The organism is Clostridium sp. AM22-11AC (assembly GCF_003473545.1).
Taxonomy (GTDB): Bacteria; Bacillota; Clostridia; order Lachnospirales; family Lachnospiraceae; genus Enterocloster.
In genome coordinates this window covers 1-23,648 of sequence record NZ_QUCM01000008.1, presented here as the reverse complement: position 1 = coordinate 23,648, position 23,648 = coordinate 1, and the positions used below count along the sequence as shown (strand labels likewise).

At 42.7% G+C, this 23,648-nt stretch carries 13 protein-coding genes; 10 read left to right on the top strand and 3 right to left on the bottom strand.

The window, feature by feature from the left end; genetic code table 11:
- The first annotated feature begins 102 nt into the window (after positions 1-102).
- From DW251_RS09475 to DW251_RS09460, 5 genes are all read left to right on the top strand, one after another.
- Complete coding sequence (locus DW251_RS09475) at positions 103-399, top strand: hypothetical protein (protein ID WP_002594221.1); 297 nt, start codon at positions 103-105, stop codon at positions 397-399.
- A 989-nt stretch (positions 400-1,388) separates the two neighbouring features.
- Positions 1,389-1,742, top strand: coding sequence for a TnpV protein (locus DW251_RS18295; RefSeq protein WP_080633520.1), 354 nt, complete (start codon positions 1,389-1,391; stop codon positions 1,740-1,742).
- 113 nt (positions 1,743-1,855) lie between these two features.
- A complete protein-coding gene (locus DW251_RS09470) occupies positions 1,856-9,019 on the top strand; it encodes a DUF3849 domain-containing protein (protein WP_340277960.1) in 7,164 nt (2,387 codons plus the stop codon).
- A gap of 145 nt (positions 9,020-9,164) precedes the next feature.
- Positions 9,165-13,196 (top strand): YodL domain-containing protein, encoded by a 4,032-nt coding sequence (locus DW251_RS09465; protein ID WP_002594214.1) that lies wholly within the window; start codon positions 9,165-9,167, stop codon positions 13,194-13,196.
- 1 nt (position 13,197) lies between these two features.
- The gene (locus DW251_RS09460; protein WP_002594213.1) at positions 13,198-13,404 is read left to right on the top strand and encodes a transposon-transfer assisting family protein; all 207 of its coding nucleotides are present in this window, start codon (positions 13,198-13,200) and stop codon (positions 13,402-13,404) included.
- Positions 13,405-13,563: 159 nt separating this feature from the next.
- On the opposite strand, the gene DW251_RS09455 is transcribed toward DW251_RS09460, so the two are convergent.
- From DW251_RS09455 to DW251_RS09445, 3 genes are all read right to left on the bottom strand, one after another.
- Positions 13,564-14,553: an Abi family protein gene (locus DW251_RS09455; protein WP_002594212.1), complete on the bottom strand. Its 990-nt coding sequence runs from the start codon at positions 14,551-14,553 to the stop codon at positions 13,564-13,566.
- Positions 14,554-14,615: 62 nt separating this feature from the next.
- A complete protein-coding gene (locus DW251_RS09450; protein WP_118300873.1) occupies positions 14,616-15,986 on the bottom strand; it encodes a relaxase/mobilization nuclease domain-containing protein in 1,371 nt (456 codons plus the stop codon).
- Positions 15,935-16,276 carry a MobC family plasmid mobilization relaxosome protein gene (locus tag DW251_RS09445; RefSeq protein WP_002593565.1) on the bottom strand — a complete coding sequence of 114 codons (342 nt, stop codon included), beginning with the start codon at positions 16,274-16,276 and terminating at the stop codon, positions 15,935-15,937. The genes DW251_RS09450 and DW251_RS09445 overlap by 52 nt, the downstream gene beginning before the upstream one ends.
- A gap of 938 nt (positions 16,277-17,214) precedes the next feature.
- Between DW251_RS09445 and DW251_RS09440 the strand changes: the two genes are divergently transcribed.
- The 5 genes from DW251_RS09440 to DW251_RS09420 all read left to right on the top strand — a co-directional run bounded on the left by DW251_RS09440 (position 17,215) and on the right by DW251_RS09420 (position 23,496).
- Positions 17,215-19,257: a penicillin-binding transpeptidase domain-containing protein gene (locus DW251_RS09440; protein ID WP_347474646.1), complete on the top strand. Its 2,043-nt coding sequence runs from the start codon at positions 17,215-17,217 to the stop codon at positions 19,255-19,257.
- Entirely contained in the window at positions 19,205-20,446 is a 1,242-nt protein-coding gene (locus DW251_RS09435) for a DUF6070 family protein (protein ID WP_002593567.1), read from the top strand. Before DW251_RS09440 ends, DW251_RS09435 begins: the two co-directional genes overlap by 53 nt.
- Complete coding sequence (locus tag DW251_RS09430; RefSeq protein ID WP_002593568.1) at positions 20,446-21,714, top strand: DUF6070 family protein; 1,269 nt, start codon at positions 20,446-20,448, stop codon at positions 21,712-21,714. Before DW251_RS09435 ends, DW251_RS09430 begins: the two co-directional genes overlap by 1 nt.
- Positions 21,715-21,718: 4 nt before the next feature.
- Complete coding sequence (locus DW251_RS09425; protein ID WP_002593569.1) at positions 21,719-22,984, top strand: DUF6070 family protein; 1,266 nt, start codon at positions 21,719-21,721, stop codon at positions 22,982-22,984.
- 71 nt (positions 22,985-23,055) lie between these two features.
- Complete coding sequence (locus tag DW251_RS09420) at positions 23,056-23,496, top strand: hypothetical protein (protein ID WP_002593570.1); 441 nt, start codon at positions 23,056-23,058, stop codon at positions 23,494-23,496.
- Positions 23,497-23,648 lie beyond the last annotated feature (152 nt).

Here is a 23,648-nt window from a genome sequence, read left to right as displayed (position 1 = left end):
CGGTACGACAGTATACCACATACAATTTAATAACAACACAGCGTTAGAGCGTATGGGAAAACTGTACGCTCTCTTTTTTTATCAAAAATGGAGGGAAATCACATGGAAGAAACAAATGTAACAATGACTACAGAGGAAATGCAGGGTGAACCTGCAGCAAAGGAAAATGAGACAAAGGCGGAGAAGTTTATCCGTATTGGCGAGTACCGCATGAATAAGGCGGTTGATGCTATTGGCAGACTGGAGAATCTTGCAAATCGAGGTTCCTACGAATATACACAGGAACAGGTAGATGTGATGTTTCAGGCGTTAGAGGGGAGGGTTGCGGAAGTTAAGGCAAGGTTTACGCCTAAGAAAGCGGCTGAGAGTAAGACTTTCAGCTTTGGTACAACAGAATAGGAATGTAACGGGAAATAAAGGAAAGGCAGTCATGTAGTGTATGTGGCTGCCTTTTTGTCGTATCTATGACAGGAAGGAGAACTGTGTGAGAAAATATGATTTTATATCGGCTCTGGCAAAAGAGACAGCAGCCGAGGTTGTCAAAAATCGTGAGGAATGGATGAAATACCTTACTACAGCGGCGAGATTATACAAGTATCCGTTCCGGGAACAGCTTTTAATCTATGCACAAAGACCGGACGCAACAGCGTGTGCTTCCATAGAGTTGTGGAATGAGCGTATGCACTGCTGGGTAAACAAAGGGGCAAAGGGTATCGCACTTTTGGACGAGGATGATGCACATGGAAAGCGTCTGAAATATGTATTTGATGTTTCAGATGTCCATGCGGCAAGGAGAATCGGACGGTATCCGGAACTCTGGGAATTACATGAGGAACATAAGGAAGATGTAATTAAGCGTCTGGAGCAGACTTATGGTGCTACCGATGATAAGAAGCTGTTTGAAGAAAGACTTATGGAGATAGCTGAGAGGATTGCGGCAGATTATTATGAGGAATTGTTGCCGGATTTGCAGTACATGATCGAGGGCAGTTTTTTAGAAGGACTGGACGAGCAGAATGTCGGTATCCGCTTGAGGGAGACATTATCGGACAGCATTTCCTTTACACTTTTATCTGCCTGTGGTGCAGATATGCAGGAGTATGGTTCGGAATTTTCTTTCGATTTTATCCATGAATTTAATTCCATGGATACCCTAGCAGTACTTGGAGATGCAGCCAATGAGCTTGCAAAACCGGTACTTTTAGAGATTGGAAGAACCATAAGGGCATATAACAGAAGCTACGAAAAGGAACAAACAGAAAATTTAACGCAGAAAGGACTTGCAAATACTTCTGAAATAGACTACAATGCGTTAAAGCGTGAAAGCGAGAGCGGACATGAGGAATATATTGACAACAATCAAAACAGCGTAGAAAGGGGCAATAGCGATGAATCTGACATACGAAAAGAACGGGGATTATCTGATTCCGACATTACAGGCGGACATTCAGCCGGAGGGAACGGTAACGAAGTACGGAATGATGAGGGAGACTTATCTGAAGGAGAACCACAGGGGCGTGTACTCAGCGTTTCTTCTGAAAGGAACATTGAAAGAACACCTGCTGACGATCCAGAAGCAGGCAGAGGAGAGAATGGAGAAGCTGACGAGCCAGATGGCGGCAACCGAGGGAGTGACCGAACAACTCAAGGAAGCCGATCAGATGCTCTGGGTAGCGAAGATGAACAGCATTCGGAACCGAGCAGAGGAAGTGGTTCTGGGAGAACTGGTTTACAGTCTGTAACAGACACCGATGATCTTCTCCGGGGAGAAGCACCGGAACCCACCTTTACACAACTCAGCCTGTTTCCTTCTTTTGAGGAGCAGGTCGGAACAGTCGCAGCAGCGGAAGCAAGTATGAAATATACCATGCCCGCTGCTTTTTCTTTGCCACAGAATGAGCTTGAAACCATTCTTCGCAGTGGCGGAGGAAAACAGCACAGCAGAAAGCGTATCTTTGCAAAGTACACAGAGGGCAGAAATGCCGAGCAGATGGTGGATTTTCTGAAAAATGAGTACGGACAGACCGGAAAAGGTTTTGAAATCAATGGAAATCCCGTATCAGTGTGGTTCGATGAGCATGGTATGAGTGTCGGCTATGGAACACAGGCAAGGGAAACGCCGATTGTCACGATGGATTGGGAAGATGTGGAGAGCCATATCCGTTCTATGATCGAAAATGGTACTTATATGAGTGCCAGTGAAGCATTTCTTGTGGATACACAGGAGCGGAACCGTGTTGCCAACCAGATCTATTTCTTTCTGCGGGATGGCATGGATGAAATGCCGGAGGAGCTTGGATTAAAAGCCGGAAACTATCCGGAGAGTGAAGCAAAACTCATGGAACTTCTTTCTACCCATGAGGGCAGGGAGCAGCTTAAAAATATTTTGGAAGATGCGGCGGAACGTCTTGCATCGGGTGAAGCCGAATTAAAATGGCGGCATGTGAAATCACCGGAATATCTGTTATCGGAGATAGCAGACCTTGACAGAGAAAGGCTGGAATTTCCATTGCCAGATACTGTGGAAGTAGCACAGGAAGATTTTATTACACAGGATGAGATTGACTATGCACTAGGCAGGGGAAGCGGCTATGAGCATGGAGCTTTCCGCATCTATGAGTATTTCATGGAAGGACATGACCAGAAGGAAGCGGTAGCCTTTCTGAAAAAAGAATATGGCATTGGTGGTGGTTCCGGCGGACTGCCGGGTAATGATGATTCCCATAATGAACATGATGGAAAAGGTATCCGTCTGGAGAAAGGCAGTTATGGCAATCCGTATGCAAAAGTGCTTCTGAACTGGAATGTTGTAGAGAAAAGGCTTCGTGAGCTGATCAAAGAGGACAAATACTTATCTCCACAGGGAAAGGAAAACTATAAGGCTTACAAGGAAGAACAGGCAGAAAAAGCAAGACAGCGTGAGCTTTCTCGTCTGGAGCATGGACAGCGGTTAGAGTGTAAGAAAGACATTGATGCACTGATTGCTGAGAAATTCAATGGTTTTGTTCTTCCGAGGAATACCGCAGATGAGATCATAGATAAATATGGCATTGACTGTGTGGAATTTGTTCTTGCAAATACGGTTACGCATTTTGATTATGATGGTCGTTTTTCACGGAACAATAAGGACTGGGCAAAGGACATTGTTGCGGAAAATGAGTGGGAGAACAACGATCTGATTCTAAGCTCACATCCGGCAGTGCTGGACGGATTTACCAATCAGGCGAGAAGATATATCAATGTGATTCGGGAAAAAGAAAAGGAAGCACAGCAAAAGATCACGATTGATGGATATGAGTGTGTTCTGGTTGATGAGTGGGGCAGTGAAAAAGAGAAATATCTGCTTGGAAATGACATTGAGGACAGCAGTTTTTATTATGCACAGGTCAATGGGAAATCCTTTGAATACGACCATAAGCCGGAGCGTGGCGAGGTAGAAGATGATTATATCAATGCTTTGGCAGAGGAAGATATTGACAGGCACGAAGCAGAAGTGTTTTCACGCTTTGATGGGACGGATGGTATCGCTGAGCCGGATGAAACTGAGCCACAACAAGAATTTTCACAAGAGGAATCGCAGAAATTATTCTGGCATGTGGTACATGATGCTGATGATGAATATGGGAATCCGACACAGTGGAGTGCCACCTTATCAGAGGGAGTATTCCTTTGGATTGATAAGGAAGTGGACGGATATGCTATTTATGATACGGCAGACACCACCCGTCCGGCATTGGAGACATTTTCGACTTTGCAGGAAGCAATGGACTGGGGCAATGAGCTTGCAGAAAGTGGCAGGAAAGCAGAAGCGGAGTTTCCTGATGAAAAGGAACAGAATGTTGTTACAGAACAGACTGAAGATGAACTGGACAGTATAGATACGCAGTTTGCCCGTGAGCGTCTGGAGAATGGAGAAGCAGACCGAAAGACAGAGGAAATGCTGTCACAGGTGCTTACCGGAGAATGGGAGCCGCTTACACCTTCGGCAGAGGAGAATAAGACTGTACAGGAAATAAATGTGGCTGCACCGGATAAAAGTAACGCTGTCAATTTCCATATCAGCGATGACCGATTGGGCGAAGGTTCTCCAAAAGAAAAATTCCAGAGAAATGTTGCGGCAATTAAGTTGTTGGAGCAGATTGAGGGCGAAAACCGTTATGCTACACCGGAAGAACAGCAGATTTTATCCCAGTATGTCGGCTGGGGTGGTCTTGCCGATGCGTTTGACGAGAGCAAATCAAACTGGTCAGCAGAATATCACCAGTTAAAGGAACTGTTATCGCCGGAGGAGTACCGCATGGCAAGGGAGAGTACCTTGAATGCCCATTATACAAGTCCGGTTATTATCCGCCAGATGTATGAAACATTGGAGAAAATGGGATTTTCCAAAGGAAATGTACTGGAGCCTTCCATGGGTATCGGCAACTTTTTCGGTATGATGCCGGATTCCATGAAAGAGAGCAGGCTTTACGGAGTGGAGCTTGACAGCATTACCGGACGCATTGCAAAGCAGCTTTATCCGCAGGCAGATGTGCAGATCAAAGGCTTTGAAAAGACCGATTATCCGAATGATTTCTTTGATGTTGCAATCGGAAATGTGCCTTTTGGTCAGTATAAGGTGGCAGATAAGCAGTATGATAAAAACAATTTCCTGATACACGATTATTTCTTTGCAAAGACGTTGGATAAAGTGCGTCCCGGTGGTGTGGTTGCTTTTATCACAAGCAAGGGAACCATGGACAAGGCAAGTCCGGAGGTCAGAAGATACCTTGCACAAAGAGCTGATCTGCTAGGTGCAGTCCGACTTCCGAACACCGCATTTAAGGCAAATGCAGGAACCGAGGTCACTTCGGATATTTTATTTTTCCAGAAGCGTGACCGCATGGTAGAGCGTGAGCCGGACTGGGTACATCTGGGAGAGGATGCAGATGGCATTGCAATGAACGCTTACTTTGCACAGCATCCGGAGCAGATCGTAGGAAAGATGGAAATGGTATCCGGTCCTTATGGCGTGGAAAGCACCTGCAGGGCAGATGACAGCAGACCTTTTGCGGAGCAGTTAGCAAAAGCACTTGAAAATATTACAGGACAGATTGATACGATTGATCTGGATGAGGAGCTTGCGGATGACATGAGCAGGCAGAGTATTCCGGCTGATCCGTCCGTCAAGAATTTCAGCTATACCGTAGTTGAAAATGAGGTATATTACCGTGAAAACTCGGTTATGAAGCCTGTGGAAGTATCAGACACCGCAAAAGAGCGTATCAAGGGAATGGTGGCAATCCGTAACTGTACGCAGGAGCTGATTGATATGCAGCTTGAGGAATATTCCGATGCGGCAATCAAGGGAAAACAGGCGGAATTAAACACATTATACGATTCTTTCTCGAAAAAATATGGTCTGATCAATTCGCAGACGAATAAGAGAGCCTTTAATCAGGACAGCAGTTATTGCCTGTTGTGTTCTTTGGAAAAACTTGATGATGAGGGCAATTTCAAGGGCAAAGCGGATATGTTCACGAAGCGTACCATTAAAAGGGCAGAGGTGGTCACAAGTGTGGATACTGCAAGTGAAGCATTGGCAGTATCTTTAGCAGAGAAAGCTAAAATCGACCTTGATTATATGGCAGAGCTGACTGAAAAGGACAAGGATACGCTGATTGAGGAGCTTCGTGGTGTTATTTTTCAGAACCCGCTTACCGATGTCTGGGAGACAGCAGACCAGTATCTCAGCGGAAATGTGCGTGAGAAACTTGCCATTGCAGCAACCTATGCAGAAAATCATCCGGAATATGCTCCAAATGTGCAGGCTCTTACGCAGGTACAGCCGAGGGAGCTGGACGCATCGGAGATTGAGGTGCGTATTGGTGCCACATGGATTGATCCAAAATATATCAATGATTTCATGCGTGATACGTTCCAGACACCGGAGCATTTATTCCGCAGAGATACGATTGGGGTGCAGTTTTCGGGTGTGACCGGAGAGTGGAACATTAAAGGGAAAAACGCTGATTTTGGAAATACGCTTGTCAACATGACCTATGGTACAAGCCGGGTAAATGCCTATAAGATACTGGAAGATTCCTTAAATCTGAAAGACACAAGAGTTTATGATACCATTGAGGAAGATGGAAAGGAAAAAAGAGTTCTTAATAAAAAGGAAACCATGATTGCAAGCCAGAAGCAGGAAGCGATAAGGGAAGCATTTAAGGACTGGGTATTCCGTGATCCGGAGCGCAGGCAGACACTTGTGGCAAAATATAATGAGCTTTTCAATTCCACCAGACCAAGAGAATATGACGGTTCACATCTGAAATTTCCGGGTATGACACCGGATATTGAATTAAAGCCGCATCAGAAAAATGCGGTTGCCCATGTGCTGTATGGGGATAATACCCTGCTTGCACACTGCGTTGGTGCCGGAAAGACCTTTGAAATGACAGCGGCGGCAATGGAAAGCAAGCGTCTGGGACTATGCCAAAAGTCATTATTCGTGGTGCCGAACCACCTGACTGAACAATGGGCAAGTGATTTCTTACGGTTATATCCAGGAGCAAATATCCTTGCGGCAACGAAAAAGGATTTTGAACCCGCCAACCGTAAGAAATTTTGTTCCCGTATTGCAACAGGTGATTATGATGCCGTTATTATCGGGCATAGTCAGTTTGAAAAAATCCCGTTATCACAGGAAAGACAGGCAGCCACAATCGAAAAACAGATTGATGAGATTGAGCTTGCTATTGATCAGGCAAAAAGAGACAACGGGGAGCGTTATACCATTAAGCAGATGGAAAAATCGAGGAAAGCATTGCAGGTGCGGCTTGACAAGTTAAATGACCAGAGCCGTAAGGATAATGTCGTGACTTTTGAGCAGTTGGGTGTAGACAGGCTGTTTGTGGATGAGAGCCACAATTACAAGAACCTGTTCCTTTATACGAAAATGAGGAATGTGGCAGGTATCGCACAGACAGAAGCACAGAAGTCATCTGATATGTTTGCCAAGTGCCAGTATCTTGATGAAATCACGGGCGGCAAGGGTGTAACTTTTGCGACCGGAACGCCAATTTCCAACAGCATGACGGAGCTTTACACGAATATGCGTTATCTTCAGTATGGAACGCTCCAAAAGCTGGGACTGGGACATTTTGACGCATGGGCGGCTTCTTTTGGAGAAACACAGACAGCCATAGAGCTTGCACCGGAAGGAACCGGATACCGGGCAAAGACAAGATTTGCGAAGTTTTTCAATCTGCCGGAGCTGATTGCACTTTTCAAGGAGAGTGCGGACATTCAGACACCGGATATGTTAAAACTTCCTGTGCCGGAAGCAGAATATGAAAATGTGGTTCTAAAGCCGAGTGAGTTCCAGAAAGACATGGTAGCGTCACTTGCGGAACGTGCCGAAGCAGTCCGGGACAGGCAGGTACAGCCTTACGAGGACAACATGTTAAAGATTACCAATGACGGAAGAAAGCTGGCACTTGACCAGAGGCTGCTCAATGATATGCTTCCAGATGAGGAAAATTCCAAAGCGTCAACCTGTGTGGAGAAAGCCTATAAGATATGGGAAAATACCAAAGAGCAGAAGTCAGCACAGTTGATTTTCTGTGATTTATCGACACCGAAGGGCGATGGCACTTTCAATGTGTATGAGGATATAAAAAATAAGCTCATGGAAAAAGGAGTGCCGGAGAATGAGATAGCATTTATCCATGATGCCAATACAGAACTCAGAAAAGCGGAGCTGTTTGCAAAAGTAAGAAGCGGACAGGTTCGTTTTTTATTAGGTTCCACCGCCAAAATGGGAGCCGGTACGAATGTGCAGGACAGACTGATTGCATTGCATCATTTGGATGTGCCTTGGAGACCTTCTGACATTGAACAGCAGGAGGGAAGAATCTTACGACAGGGCAACCAGAATGATAAGGTCAAGATATTTCGTTATGTTACGGAAGGTACATTTGACAGTTACTCGTGGCAGCTCATTGAGAATAAGCAGAAATTCATCGGACAGATTATGACCAGTAAATCTCCGGTACGAAGCTGTGAGGATGTGGATGAAGCGGCACTTTCCTATGCGGAGGTCAAGGCACTTGCCACAGGCAATCCCTACATAAAAGAAAAAATGGATCTCGATATTCAGGTATCAAAGCTGAAACTGATGAAGGCAAACCATACCAGTCAGAAGTACAGGCTGGAGGATAACATCACACAACATTATCCGCATCAGATCGCCATTTTCAAGGAGCGTATCGAAGGCTTTACCGCTGATATGAATAAATATGCGAAAAATAAGCCGGAGGATAAGGAGCAGTTCTTTATGCAGGTGGGTGGAAAATCATACACCGACAAAAAGGAAGCTGGAACTGCAATCATAGCCATGTGTAAGGAGATTAAAGGCATCAATGCCAGTGCGGATGTAGGTGAATATCTTGGATTTAAGCTGAATGTAACCTTTGATTCTTTTAACAATAAATTTGTGATGAATGTCAAAGGAGCAATGAGCCACCCGATGGAAGTCGGCTCTGATCCGCTTGGAAATATCACAAGAATCAACAATGTACTGGAAGCCATGCCTTCACAGCTTGAGGAAGCACAGATGAAGCTATCCAATGTGAAACATCAGCTTGAAACAGCAAAAGCAGAGGTAGACAAGCCATTTCCACAGGAAGCAGAACTTGCCGAGAAACTGGAGCGTCTGGCAGAGCTTAATTCTTTACTCAACATGGATGAAAAGGGCGATGATGCGATTGGCATGGATGACGAAGCCACGGAACCGGAAAAACCACAGGAAGATGTGAAAAAAGTGGATAACCGGGAGGAAGTGGTTGCGGATATGCCAATCAAGCAGAGCAATTTGGAAAAAGCAGCACCAGAAGGAGAACGCAGACTTGCAGACCGACCTGCAGAACGGACTTCATTGCAAGAAAAACTCGCAGCAATGAAGGCAAGGGTGTCCGGGACACCTGCAGGAAGGGATGCAGTGGATAAGGCAAAGGGGAAAGATCAGATTTTATAAAAAAAGTTTTATTCCCAACTTTATTCCCAACCTGTCAGCACTATTCGGGTTGGGAATAAAAGCAGGATTATTAAAAATGTTATAGCAGTTGATGTAAAGGCAGTCAGTGGTGGCTGCCTTTTATCGTACAAAATGGAGGTCATTTATGGCAGAAAATAATACAGAAAAACAGCGTGTGCAGGAGCTTACGGATAAACTGGAGCAGGGATTGCAGGATTTATTCAACAGTGACAGTTACTGCAATTATCTTAGAACGATGTCAAAATTTCATAATTACAGTTTTAACAACACGCTCTTAATTGCGATGCAAAAGCCTGACGCTACGTTAGTGGCCGGATACAAGGCTTGGCAGAAGAATTTTGAGCGTCATGTAAATAAAGGGGAAAAGGCAATCCGTATCCTTGCACCTGCACCCTATAAAATCAAAGAGGAACGGGATAAGATTGATCCGGTTACACAAGAGTTGTTGCTTGATAAGGACGGAAATCCGCAGAAAGAGGAAGTCGAGATAACAATTCCGGCATTCCGGGCAGTATCCGTTTTTGATGTGGCACAGACAGACGGAAAGCCGATACCGGAACTTGCGGCAAAGGAGCTTCTTTCAGATGTGGAAGGGTATCAGGATATGATTCGTGCAGTAGAAGCCATTTCACCAGTACCGATTGAACTGGAGGAGATAGCCGGAGATTCCAAAGGCTATTATGATAGGGAAGCAAAGCGGATTGCGGTACAGGAAAACATGAGCGAGAGCCAGACCTTAAAGACAATGATCCATGAGGTGGTTCACTCCAAGCTGCATAGCAAGGAAGTGGAGCAGGATGAGCAGATGAAAAAAGACCGCAATACCAAAGAAGTGGAAGCTGAGAGCATAGCTTATACAGTATGTCAGCATTTTGGTATAGATACCTCTGATTATTCTTTTGGGTATATTGCAGGTTGGAGCAGCGGAAGAGATACCAAAGAACTTAGATCTTCCATGGATACGATACGCAGGACAGCTTCGGAGTTGATTACCGGGATAGAGGAACAATTACAGGAATTACAAAGGAACAGGGAAGTATCACAGGAACAGACAAAGGAAAGTATTCTCCTCATACAGAATACTGACCTTTCAGAGTTCAGTCTGCTTGATGTATATGGCATGGACAGACCAGAACTGATGCAGGCATTGTCAGAAATGACAGACGATGACAAGTTGAGCATACAGGCATATTTGGAAAGCAGGGGTGCATGGACAACGGAAATCGGCAATCAGGATTCCAGAGAGTACGGAGAGTATCATCTGGATGTGCGTTATAACACGGATACAGATGAGCTGATTGATATGAAGGAGAGAAAGGCGGTCTATGATAAGGCAATGGAGCCGATCAATGCCGATGATGTGGTTGTTAAGTTCGCTTCCATTTTTGAAAGCGAATGGGAGGTTTTGAAAATCACAAATATGTTAAGGGATGATGTCGGAAAAATGCTTAAAGATATGGCTTCTCTTGATGAAAAAGAATGGGATGGCAATTACCTTTCATATATGGAAAAACAGGGAGCGGAAATCACATTACTTGCGTCCAGTAGTAAGGAATTAAATGGAAATATGACGGACTTTTGGGATTATGAATACGATTTTGATGCAGGTCTGACGGATGCGGAGGAATTGTCTGTCATGCAACAGGCAGAGCATATCATTAACCGGTTGGAGCATGGACAGCCTGCCTTTTCCGATGATGAAAGAAATCTGATTGTGAATTATGCGTATAAGCTGGGGGATATGGAGAAAACAAGGGAGCTTGCAGAACATATCTATGCACAGGAAGTGGATGGAAATCAGGATGTTGCATTAGCAATGATAGATGCACAAGCAGAAATCGACGCACTTCCGGATAGCATGGTCGGAATATCTGAAATGCAGGAGTATGGCTATACATGGATTGAAATGCTTCCACTAACACAGGAAAGGGCATTGGAACTATTTGACCATGACTTGCCTGTGTATCTTTTGCATACGGATGGTTCCGAGAGTACTGTAGCTGATAGAAAACAGATTTTAGAGCATGATGGAATGTGCGGAATAGAAAAAGGGGACTGGCAGAATGAACGGAAACTTCTCATGATGCAGGAAGAACTTACAGAGAGTAATTCCAACAGGGAAGCACTACTTTTATATGGAAATACCGATAAATACGGTATTTACCAGTTAAAGGATAATCCCGAACTGGACAAGTTCCGCTTTGAGGGAACGGAAAGCCTGAAGCGTATGGGAATAACCAAAGACAATTTTGATGCGGTATTGCCGGAAAATTATAAACTGGTGTATTTGGGCGAATTGTCAGAATTGCAGGGACGGACGCAATCGGAAACACTGGAAGCAATCTATAAAAAGCTTAATATTGACCATCCGGCAGACTACAAGGCACATTCACTGTCGGTCAGCGATATTGTGGTATTACATGAGAACGGGGAAAACAGCGCACACTTTGTAGATTCTTTTGGATTTACAGAACTGCCGAAGTTCATGCTGACACTGGAGGGCAAGGAAAATGAGATAGAGACGGAGCTTGCGGTTCATATCGCAGACCGTTATATCCTGATGCATGAATGTGATGAGGGATACGATTACTCCATTCTGAATGAGCAGTATCATTTACTGGATGGCGGTGTCTACGATAACCCGGATATTACGATTCAGCGTGCAATGGATATGGTGATTGCGGATTTGAAAGAACCGAGGTTTTCAGCGGTCACAGAGCAGTATTATCGTGATGAATTTTTGCAGGGCGAGGTGTATGCAGGTTCCGAAGCAGAGATTGTTGATTTTGAGGAACTTTCGGAGAAAGCCGAGGAAGTGGAACAGACAGATTTGGAAGCAAAGCAGGCAGAATTCAGAGAGAACAATCCGGATGTGGTTGCAGATTTCCGGGCAAAGACAGAAGAATTGTTTCATAGTCTGGACGGACAGAGTGCGGACGATATAGAAAAAACAGTGTATGCTTATGTGCAGTCGCAGATTGATGAATACGGTCTGGATGCGAAAATCGTGGATGTAGTGGTAGTCGGGAGCCGATGCAGAGGTATTGAGCAGGAAAATTCGGATTTGGATGTGGTTGTGGAATACACAGGCTCCACCAGAGAAGATGACCTTTTTAATATGCTCCATGAGGACAGCATTTATATTGCAGGCATACAGGTAGATATTAACCCGATTACAGAGAGCAGAACCGGAACATTGGAGACTTATCTGCCAGAAGTGGAAACCTATCTGCAGGAGAAGGCACAGCAGGAACAGGTCAATACACAGCTTGTAACACAAGGGCGGGAACAGGAACCGACAGAGCAGACGGAACTGGCAAATGAACCTGTTATTGAGCCGGAGACCGTCCATGTGACATTTACAGTGGCAGAATGTGGCGAATTTCACAATATTGGAGAATATCATGAGGGGATAGAAACGATTGAGGAAGCCATTCAGATTTATCAAGCCATTGATCCGTCCCGGATGAACGGTATCCATTCGCTTGGTGTGAATATGCACATCGAGGGAACAGAAGAATGGGAAGATGAGCAGGCGGACATTTTGAGTGGAAAATGTATTGATGTTGATTTCCTGAATTACACACCGGAGCTTCGGGACACTCCGAAAGTGCAGGATGCACTAAAGAAATTGATTGCAGCCTTTCCGGAGAAAGAGGTCAATGACCGGGAAACAAAAGAGCAGAAAATACAGGCACTTGCGGCAGAACTTGATCAGCTATCTTATGAGATTGATACATATGGATATAGAGATTCGGTATCAGACAGAGAATCACAGATACAAATGATTGCTGATGATATAAGAACTGGAAATGTGAAACCTCTAAGTATTTTCTTACAGGCATCTATTGACGAGGGGATAGACGAGGACAGTGAGAGACAGGCAAAGGAACTGCTTGTGAAATTGGCAGAGTACAAGCCGCTTGCTAAGATTGAGGAACTGGAGGAGCAGAATTATAACATGATTGATGAGAGGCTCAACAATGGAGTGGAAAAATTCAATCGTGAAGAAGAAAAGAAAGAACAGCAGGAAAAGCCGGAAGCACGTTCTTCCTTAAAGGAGAGATTGGCAGCCAAGCAGAAGGAAGCGGCACAGGGAAACAATAAGGATACGAAGGAACTGGAAAAATCAAAAAATTCACATAGGGAGATGTAGGATGATGAATAAATTCACAGTAGAAGAAATCAATTTCATGTGTGTTTTTGAGACACAGAACAGAATGAAGATGATGGAAGAAATCAGACGGGTAATGCCGCACATAAAGGACAGCGATATGGAAGATATTGCCGGGCAGGTATTAGAAAAATTAGAAGGCATGAATGATAAAGAATTTGCAGAATTAGTGTTAGAAGCGGCAGAATAAAAAGATGGTAGTCATTAGGAAATATCCTTTTGGCTACCATCTTTTTTGTTGAAAATTAAAGAGGAGCCGGATTACTCCGACTCCTCCAAGTATGTGTCCGCAAACACATACCCCAATTGCTATCTATAATATACTATATACAAGTGAAATATGCAAGCATTATATGGCATTTTTCAAGATGCCCAGCCGAGAAAACAAATCGGGATGAATGGTAATAGCTGAAACATTCGGGTTTACGGATGCTTCGTATTCTCGTGTGATCTTTTCAAATTCTCGAATAAATGATTTAATCTCAGTTTTAGAAACTTTCAGTAATTTCAAGTAATAACAAATGAGAATAATATAGTCACCAATAGTTTTGAAATTTATGTAAGGCATTCCCATTTCTAAAATCAGACACTGTTTCATTGGTCTGGATGGATCCATTTTTTTGAAACGGGTATCGTATACTACATCATTATGGGCAATAGCATTTCTCAGATCCTTTAAGGCATATACATATTTATAAAGCAATTCCCGATAGGTATCACTGGATAGATTTATGCCGATTGAACGGGATACTTTTTCACGCATATCAATAGTCAGACAGGAAAGTAGATAACCAAAATCGCCCATAGTAAGAATTTCGAAAATTGCCCAAATTGGAACCTCATTATAGTTGACATTATTATAAAAATGGGTGATTTTAGGGTTTTCTTTGCGGTATGCAGCGGCTATGGCATTTTGTATGGAACCTTGGAGATTCAGTTTGTTATTTTGGTATTTCTTTTTTATATCTTCGCGAGTTCCAGCCGGAGCATTTTTGTAACTGCTGATTGCTTTATCATACATATCATAGACACTGCTTGAATCTATTTCTGTCATAATTGTGTTTAATGCAATATTTTTAAGGGCAGTTTCAATAAACATCATTTTTCCATATAAAAGAGACTTTAGTTTTGTGTCATATTGTATGGTTGCGTTGATCTCATTGTATGAGGTAAATGGAAGGCGGTTTGAGGATGATACAAAAAAGCGGTATCCCTTATAACCATGAAAATATCCTGTATTGATCAGTTGCTGCTTTTGAGAAGTCCCTGAGATGGAAATTCCGTTATTTCTAAGATGCCGCATTAAGGCATCAGTTGATTTATAGTCTGTTTTCGCCATAGTATCTCCTAAGTGTTTGTGGTAATAAATTAAGTATAATACATGGTGTCATTATTAACAAGCTACAAGATAGGATTATTCTTTTTCTTAAATTGTTCCTGCACCGGATCGGTTTGTGCCCGTCCGAGATACCGGTCAAGATTTTCCTGTTTCCGCTTCAAATCCCGCACCTCTTTTTCACAGCTCTTGTAAGTAGCGGTCAGTTCTTTTTTCTGCGTTTCCAATGCCTGATATTCGGCTCGCAGCTTATCCACATTCAATCCTTTTAGCTTGATGCCTGCCTGTTCAAGCACCCGTCTTGCACCGCCATATAGGATGATCTGGCTCTCGTATCTGCGAAAATAAGCGTCCGGGTTCTTGGCTTTCTTGTAGGCGATATGATAGGAGCGGTTGTCTTTGTACTGCTCGGCATATTTGATGATTTCAGCAAGGTCTTTCATGCGATGTTCCAGTTCCACAACGCTCTGTTTGGCGGACTTGCCCGCTTCGGTTTTTACAGTAATCTTATGCTCCAAATCGGAGAGAGAACCAGCTTCATTATAGCTTTGTGCGGCGATTTTCAGATTCTCGATTGCCGCCCACTGTTGCAGTCCGGGACTGTTCTGGAATTTCTCGTCCGAGGTGTCAATGAGCCTGCGGGTGGAGTAATCCTTTTTCGGGATAACTGCCTTTCGTTCCCGCTTCTTTTCAATGCGTTCCCGGATACGTTCCTTTGTGTATTCTTTCCCTAAAGACCTAGCACTGCCACGCACAAAACGCTCCTTGTCCAGAGGTCGGAAAGAGATATATTTCGCAGCATCTTCTCCAAAAGTTTCCCCTTTGATTTCGTAACCTTTTGCCCGCATCAGAAGCAGAAATTCTTCGTAAGTGGAAGCTGATTTGATACAGAAATTGATGTCCCGCCTGAGCTGTGTTTTCCAGGTTGAACCATTCTGATCAGACTGCCATTCCTTGTATTTTTTGCCACGTTCACCACCGGGAATGATGACAGAAAGATTGTGTTCTTTGCACAGTTTATCACTCAGGTGGCGGATGCGGTGGTAAGTCTGTGTGCAGTCATGGTATTTATTGTATTCGATGTTATCAGCCGCACAGAAGATGATATGGTTGTGTATATGCCCCTTATCAATATGCGTGGTGACAACATACGAATATTTCCCCTCTAAAACCTTGTCTGCAAGCTCTTTTCCGATGCGGTGTGCTTCCTCATAACCGACCTCGCCCGGAGCAAAAGCCTGTATGAGATGATAGGCTTTGTTGGGACTGTTTTCCCTGCAATGGTCAAGCGTATATTTAAAGTCAATCGCCGCAGTTTCGGGCGCACACGCATAAGACGAAACATAGATTTGTTCATCGGTTTTGTCTGGGTTACAGATATATTCTATGGCTTTATCAACGGTTGCTTTGATAGCATGGATTTTTGTGTATGCCATACCTCATTCATCAACTCCTTTACTTCGTCTATGTCCTCCTGATAAATGTTTCCGGTGCTGTTTACCCTCTTTGCGATCTGGTTTAAACTGGAGCTGATACGTCCCAGTTCTGTATTGTAATTTCGCAGATAACTGTAATCGACATCATACACATATCCATATAAGATCAGCTTGCGCAGGAAAGCAGACATACTCTTCATGCCGGATGCTTTGAACTTGGTGTTGAGGATGTACTGCTCATCATCGCTGAGATAAAATTGCACCGGATTGGTGCGGTTTCGCTTTGCCATTTCTGCCACTTCCTTTCTTACTTTTGGGTACAAAAAAACTGCTGTAAAATGTTCGATTTTTACAACAGTTCGTTTCAGGTTTTATTCAGTTTTGGGTGTAATTACCCACAGCAGATTGTAGCAAAAGTGGCAGGAAAGGTCAAGGTATTCCACAGGAAAATCAAAGAAAAAATAAAAGAGGGTTAGGGATACTTCCCTATGGAAATTCACACGCATATACGATAGGAAAGTGTGGGGAATTTCGCCTGTGTCATGACACAGGCAGTGCTTGCTAAGGTTGTTTTTTACCACTCCCAAAGGGTGTGGCGGATAGTAAATGTGGATAGTAAAGTAATAATATCAATATGACGATATAGAAAATGCGGGGAAGCATTGTATTTCAAAGAGTTTGAGATGTGTGTTTTCCGATCTTTTGAAAGAAATATTTGAATATTGAAACAGTGGGGTGGTGCAAGACTCTGCTGAATAATAGGCTTTTGCTAAAAGGTATCACTTTTGCGAAAATGTGTGATACCTTCTGGCAGGAGCCTTTTTATATAAAGATAACTTGACTTATAAATCTTACTGATGTAATATTTACACAAGTGCAGTGGGTTTCAAAAATATTTTTTTGATGTGAAATCTTACACATGTAATAAATAAAAAGGAAGGATGAAGAGTAGAACAGAACAAAAGGAAAATTTTTTTGTTCCAAAATCTTACGAATGTAATATTTTGAAAGCGAGTAATGAACATTGAAAATAGAATATGACCATTTCGACTATCGTCTCAATGGTCATACTCGTTAAATGGCATTTCATGCAAGCATGAATGCCGCTTGACTCGTTATTTGCCATATCAGCAAAGCAAAATGAATGGAGGTCAATATGAAGAAAGGAAAAAGCAGACATAAAAGAAAGAAAAGCAGGCTCCTATGGATTGCGATTGCTGTTATAGGAATGGCTGCGATTACTGTTGCGGTATGTGTGGCAGAAATGTTCAAAAAGGAGGATGTGTGGAAAACACCAGAAGAACTTCTGGTTGAATACATGAATCACATCCCGGCACAGGAGTATGAGCAAATGTATAAGATGCTCCATATTGAGGCATCTGGCAATGTCAGTCAGGAGGATTTCATAAAACGCAATTCAGCTATTTACGAAGGTATTGAAATCCAGAATATGGCGGTCGAGATTATCGCATATGACGAAGAGCAACTGACCGTAACTTATCAGACATCTTTTGATACGGTTGCAGGAGAAATCAGCTTTGAGAATGAAGCATTTTTTCTGGAGGGCGAAGACGGGTATAAGTTGGTTTGGGATAATTCACTGATCTTTCCGAATTTAGCTTCTACTGATAAGGTAAGAGTTTTAACGACACAGGCAAACCGGGGAGAAATTCTAGATAGGAATGGACGAGTGCTTGCTGGAAAAGGAACTGCATCTTCGGTTGGAATCGTTCCGGGAAAATTGGAGAACAGGGAGGAAGCAATCGCCAAGATTGCAGAATTACTGGAAACCACGCCGGAAGTGATAGAGAAGAAATTGTCAGCACAGTGGGTAAAAGATGATTCTTTTGTTCCAATAAAAACGATTCCGAGAGTGGAAGAAATCGAACTGCTAAAAGTAGAACCGGACGAAGATGTATTGAAGGAGAAAGAAAGGCACGAAAGTTTGCTGGCAATTCCCGGAGTAATGATATCTGACGTTGAAGTTCGTGAGTATCCTTTAGGTGAAGCGGCTGCACATTTGGTAGGGTATGTACAAAGCGTTACTGCAGAGGATTTAGAAGAACATGCAGGAGAGGGATATACAGCTAACAGTGTGATTGGCAGAAGCGGAATGGAAGGTCTGTTTGAAAAGGAACTGAAAGGGCAAAACGGCTGCAGGATATACATTGTGAATTCGGAAGGCAAAGAGAAAGAAGAACTTGCTTGTATTTTAGTGCAGCACGGTCAGGACATTAAGCTGACGATAGATGCCAGTTTGCAGATTGCCTTATATGAGCAGTTTCAGGAAGACAAGAGCTGCTCTGTAGCCATGAATCCATATACCGGAGAAGTACTGGCTTTGGTCAGTACACCATCTTATGACAATAATGATTTTATCATGGGATTGTCCAGTGAGCAGTGGACAGCATTGAATGATGACGAGGATAAGCCTATGTATAATCGGTTCCGGCAAGTCTGGTGTCCCGGTTCGACATTCAAGCCAGTTACGGCTGCGGTCGGTTTGGAATCAGGAGCAATTGATCCAAATGAAGATTATGGTAATGTAGGATTAAGCTGGCAAAAAGATGCATCGTGGGGGTCTTATTATGTAACTACCCTTCATGCATATGAACCAGTTATTTTAGAGAACGCTTTGATTTATTCCGATAATATTTATTTTGCAAAGGCAGCATTAAAAATTGGTTATGAGGAAATGGAAAGTTCCCTGACACAGCTTGGCTTTAATGCGGAGCTGCCATTTGAGATTAAAATGGCAAAGTCGCAGTATTCCAATTCAGAAAGTATTGAAACAGAAATACAGTTGGCAGACAGCGGTTACGGTCAGGGACAGGTTTTAGTGAATCCATTACATTTGGCATGTATCTATTCTGCTTTCTGTAATGAGGGGAACATCATAAAACCTTATCTGGTCTATCAGAACGAGGTATCTGCAGAGTATTGGATATCAGGAGCGTTTTCCAGTGAAACCGCAAGTCGGGTATTGGAGGGAACGAAAAAGGTTGTAAACGATTCTCATGGAACAGGGTACGCAGCCCATCGGGATGACATAGTTCTGGCAGGGAAAACGGGTACAGCAGAAATCAAGGCATCAAAAGATGATACTTCCGGTACTGAATTAGGTTGGTTTGCGGTTTTTACAGCAGAAGAAACGGTGGAACGTCCTATATTGATTATCAGTATGGTGGAAGATGTAAAAGGAAGAGGAGGCAGCGGATATGTTGTTAAAAAAGACAGCTTGGTTTTGGAAGAGTGGTTTAGCCGCAATTAGTTTCATGTTGATAGTAAGTGTTTCGGGGTGTAGTGATACACCCCAAGAGGAAACAGCGGTTGTTGAAACGATAAGTGAGGTGCAGTTACCGGGACAAAAGGATGAAGAAGAAACCGAAAAGATGATTGAATGTTGTTTGGAACTTTATGAAAAGGCAGCAGAGGAAAATAAAATAGCTGATCTGGAAATGATTCGCAGCATTGTAAATCGGTTTGGAGAAAATGGGTATCCGGCTGTTGACAGCAGAAATCAGATTGATATGACTGAGGCAGAGCAGGTAGAGTGGTTCTGTGAAATGGTGGATACGCAGGAAGAGGCTGAAATAACAATTATTGAGGTCAGTTACTTGGGCGGATTTGTAAAATACGATTTGGAAACAAAAGACGGAAATGTGGATGTGGTCAGAAGCTATTATAAGTACGAAAACGGAAACATGAAACGAGAGGTGACAGGAAGTTATCAGGCGGAGTATTGGAATTATACAGAAGATGGTTATCTTATGTTTTCAGGAGTTTGGTTTTCGGAAGAATTATATGTACTGACATTGAGCGGAGCGGAGGAGCATACCGCATTACGGGTACAGCCTTTGGATGAAACATACAGAGAGTTGAGTCGGAAGTATCTTCTTCCAATCGGCTTTGAACAGAATAATATGTTCATTGTAGATTGGAGCGAGGATGATTTTGGGGATTTGAATTTCTATGATATGTATGATCTTCTTTATCCAAAAGTAAATGGGACATACACCCCTTATGTTGCAGATGACAATTTAGGAGTTGGTGCTGTTTATCGAATTCCCAAGGATGACTTTGAAAGCGTTATCATGGCATATTTCAATATCGATAGTGAAACATTACAGTCCAAAACTATCTATTATGCAGAGGATGAAACCTATGAATATAAACCGAGAGGATTTGAGGAAGTAGAGTATCCGGAATACCCATATTCAGAGGTAGTTGGATTTACAAAAAACAGCGATGGAACACTTACGCTGACAGCCAACGTGGTGTTTCCTTATGCGGGTGATTCCAAAGTATTTGCCCACGAGGTTGTAGTTCGTCCTTTGGAGAATGGAGGCGTACAGTATGTGTCTAACCGAATTATACCGTCTGAGGATAATTACAGGGAAACATGGCATACCCCTCGTTTGACAGCCGAAGAATGGGAAGAAATATATGGAGGCGAATGATGGAAGATGTGAAATGGTTGCTTAAAAAGTGTGGACTCCCAATTTTGATATTGTTGTTTGCTGTTATAGCCGGGGTGATCTGTTGGGGAAAACTGCATACAGAGGAACGAAAAGTGGCGGAAGAAGTATGGGAGCCACCTGTAGAAATCGAAAACAGTGAAGCAACAACAGAAGCAGATGCGGAAACTTCTACAGAGTCAGCATATTGGTTCATTCCACAATCCAAAGATTGCCTTATTTCAGATGAGGAAAAGGAGCAATTACAAAGTAAGGTGTTGTCAGCAGCCGAATCAGTCAGCGAAATATATAAGGATTTCGTAATTGCAGATGCAGCAAACTATTCTTCCGGTATCAGTGAGTTTTCTGGCGAACAGAGAAAGAACGTAGTGGAAGCCTTGGGAAAAAGAGGTCTGGTAAGTGTTGAAGAAGATACTGCTATGCAAAATCATGAAGCAATCGAAGCATTCTATTCAGATTACTTGGATGGACGGGACTCGATGGTTACGGTATTCGAAGTGCATAGAGATGGGTTGATTGGAGCAGTTACTTTTATTTATCGGAAAGGTAAGCTGCAGACTTATTATATAGGAGTTCGTTGGAAGGAAGGTGGAGTACCTGAAATACAGGGAACTTCGGTAAGTAATGTAGCTGAAATCAAACTTACTGAAAAAGGGTATTTTATCTATGCATATGAATATGTGATTGCACATGCAAGTTTGAGACAGTATTGGAGAATAGAACCGCTTCCGGAAGACTGCCGGAAATTGACGGAAAAATACATATCGGGACTAAGCTATGTGAATTACAACGTGCTTGTCACAAACTGGGACAGTAATAATGTGGAGGACATACTGATGCCTTGTATGTATGAAGATATTTATCGGATTTATACAGGTGAAAATTTGAAAACGGAAGATTGGAAAATTTCGGCAGAGGAATTTGAAAAGATTATGACCACCTATTTTCCTGTATCGGTGGAACAGTTGAGAGAGCATCGTGGATATGATGAGGGCAGCAACAGTTATGAATATGAAATGATTTATGCCAGCCCATATCCGCCCTTTGGAGAGGTGGTTGATTATACAGAAAATGCGGATGGAACAATTACGCTTATCGTTGATGGAGTATGGCCGGATTATAATTCCGATCTCGCTTTTAGAAACACGGTTGTGGTCCAACCATTTGAAGATGGAACGTTCAGATATCTTTCTAATTCCATAGAGCAAATAGAATTGGAACTGCCACCGATAGCAAGAACGAAAGGATGATTTTATGGTATTAAGGAAAAAAAGTATTCTACTGATTATGGTATTTCTGATTGGGTGTTTCGTATGTGCCTGCGGAAAAGAAAAGAGTGTTGTGGGTGAAACTCTTGCGGAAGATACGGAAGAAGTATCTCCCACGGAGGAAACAAAAAGCGCTGAGGAAGAAGCTGCAGAGCAGTGGGAAAAGGGCTATGGACTTCCAGTGGATGAACAGGAGGAAAAAGAAGCTGCGAATGACTGCAAAAAAATGATGGAACTTATTTTTGACATTTATAAGGATGCAGATAAAGGGACAGCATCAAATGTGGTTCTGAATGATGAAACGGTTCTGGAAATGCAGAAAAGGTTAATGGAAACGGGATGTCCGGTTTCCACTTTGGTAACATACTCCAATATGGGAAATTATGAAAGTGTGGATTCTTATCTTGAGAATTGCACGGCTGGGGAACGTGGTTCTGTAGTAGTTTATGAGATACATAGTGATGGTGGAATTGGTAGAATAAAATACATTTATGATGGAACGGATATGTATGTTGTAAGTGCAGGAAGCGTATGGAATAAGAATGGTAAGTCGGGAATGTCCTATATATCCTACACCAGAATAAAGGAGTGGAAATATACGGATAAAGGATGGTTTTGTTATGAATTATGTGTTCCGGAACCGCCGGAGGTTACAGAGATTGTTGACGGAAGCTGTCTGGTAAGAATAAAGCCATTATCTAAGGAACAACGGGAAATGTCAGAACGATGCGTACAAGGTCTGGGGTATCAGGGAAATAATCTTTTATGCTCGAATTGGGATACCGACCATATGGAAAAACTGGACTATAATGGAATATATGAATATCTGTATGCCATGAAACATCAGAAAGCGTTTGATGCCGAGGATTATCCAAATGGAATACCAAAAGAAGAATTTGAGAGTTTGATCATGGAATATCTTCCGGTAACAGCAGAGCAAATTCAGGAATATGCGGTATTTGATGAAAAAAATCAGACTTATGTATGGGTACGACTAGGCTGCCTTAACTATGCACCAACTTTTTTTGGAACTTCGTTGCCGGAGGTTATTGATATCAAAGAAAATGAGGATGGAACAGTGACATTAACGGTGGATGCGGTGTGTGATATGGTCATTTGTGATGATGCGGTCATAACCCATGAACTTACAGTAAAGTTTGCTGATGATGGTAGCTTTCAATATTTGGGGAATGAAATCTTAAATGACGGAATTATGCATATACCAGACTACCAATACCGAATTCGTGAATAGCAACAGAAGAATGATTTGATAATAGTGGTATTCTATGGTAATCTTACGGGCGTAAGAGAAAGGAGGATGGAATGAAAAAATTAAAATTAGTTGGAATATTGGCAGCAGTTGTATTGATAGGCAGTGTGATTTCAATTCCACTTATAAATAACCATACAGCCTATAAGGTGGAAAAGGCATTATGTGAAATCCCGTTGCCAGAGGAAACAGAATTGATAGAGTCGTTGTCACAGGCTGGGAAGCTGACGGGTAACGGAAATGGAATGCAGTATTTCGGAGCAATTTTAATTCGAAGTGATTTGTCTTTGGAAGAATTGGATGCTTACTATTCAGGTTACAGAAGTAATGAATGGGAATGTTTGGTGGAAACTCAGGAAGGGCAGTCCATTGAGGTGATTGATCACGAGACACTACAATTTTCGGAAGAAATAAAGGATAGCGGTTATTACATTCTATATTCATGGGGAAGCGGAAATTCTCTATTGGAAGAACTGGATATACGTGGACATTAAAAGGAGTGTTATAACAATGAAGAAATTTTTGAAAATTATGCTATGTATTATGGGGTCGCTTCTTGCAGTGAGAGTATGAGAAAATCTCTGTAAATAAGCTTCTTCTATGATAATTAAGAGCGATAAGCTTGTGAATCAGGCTTGTCGTTCTT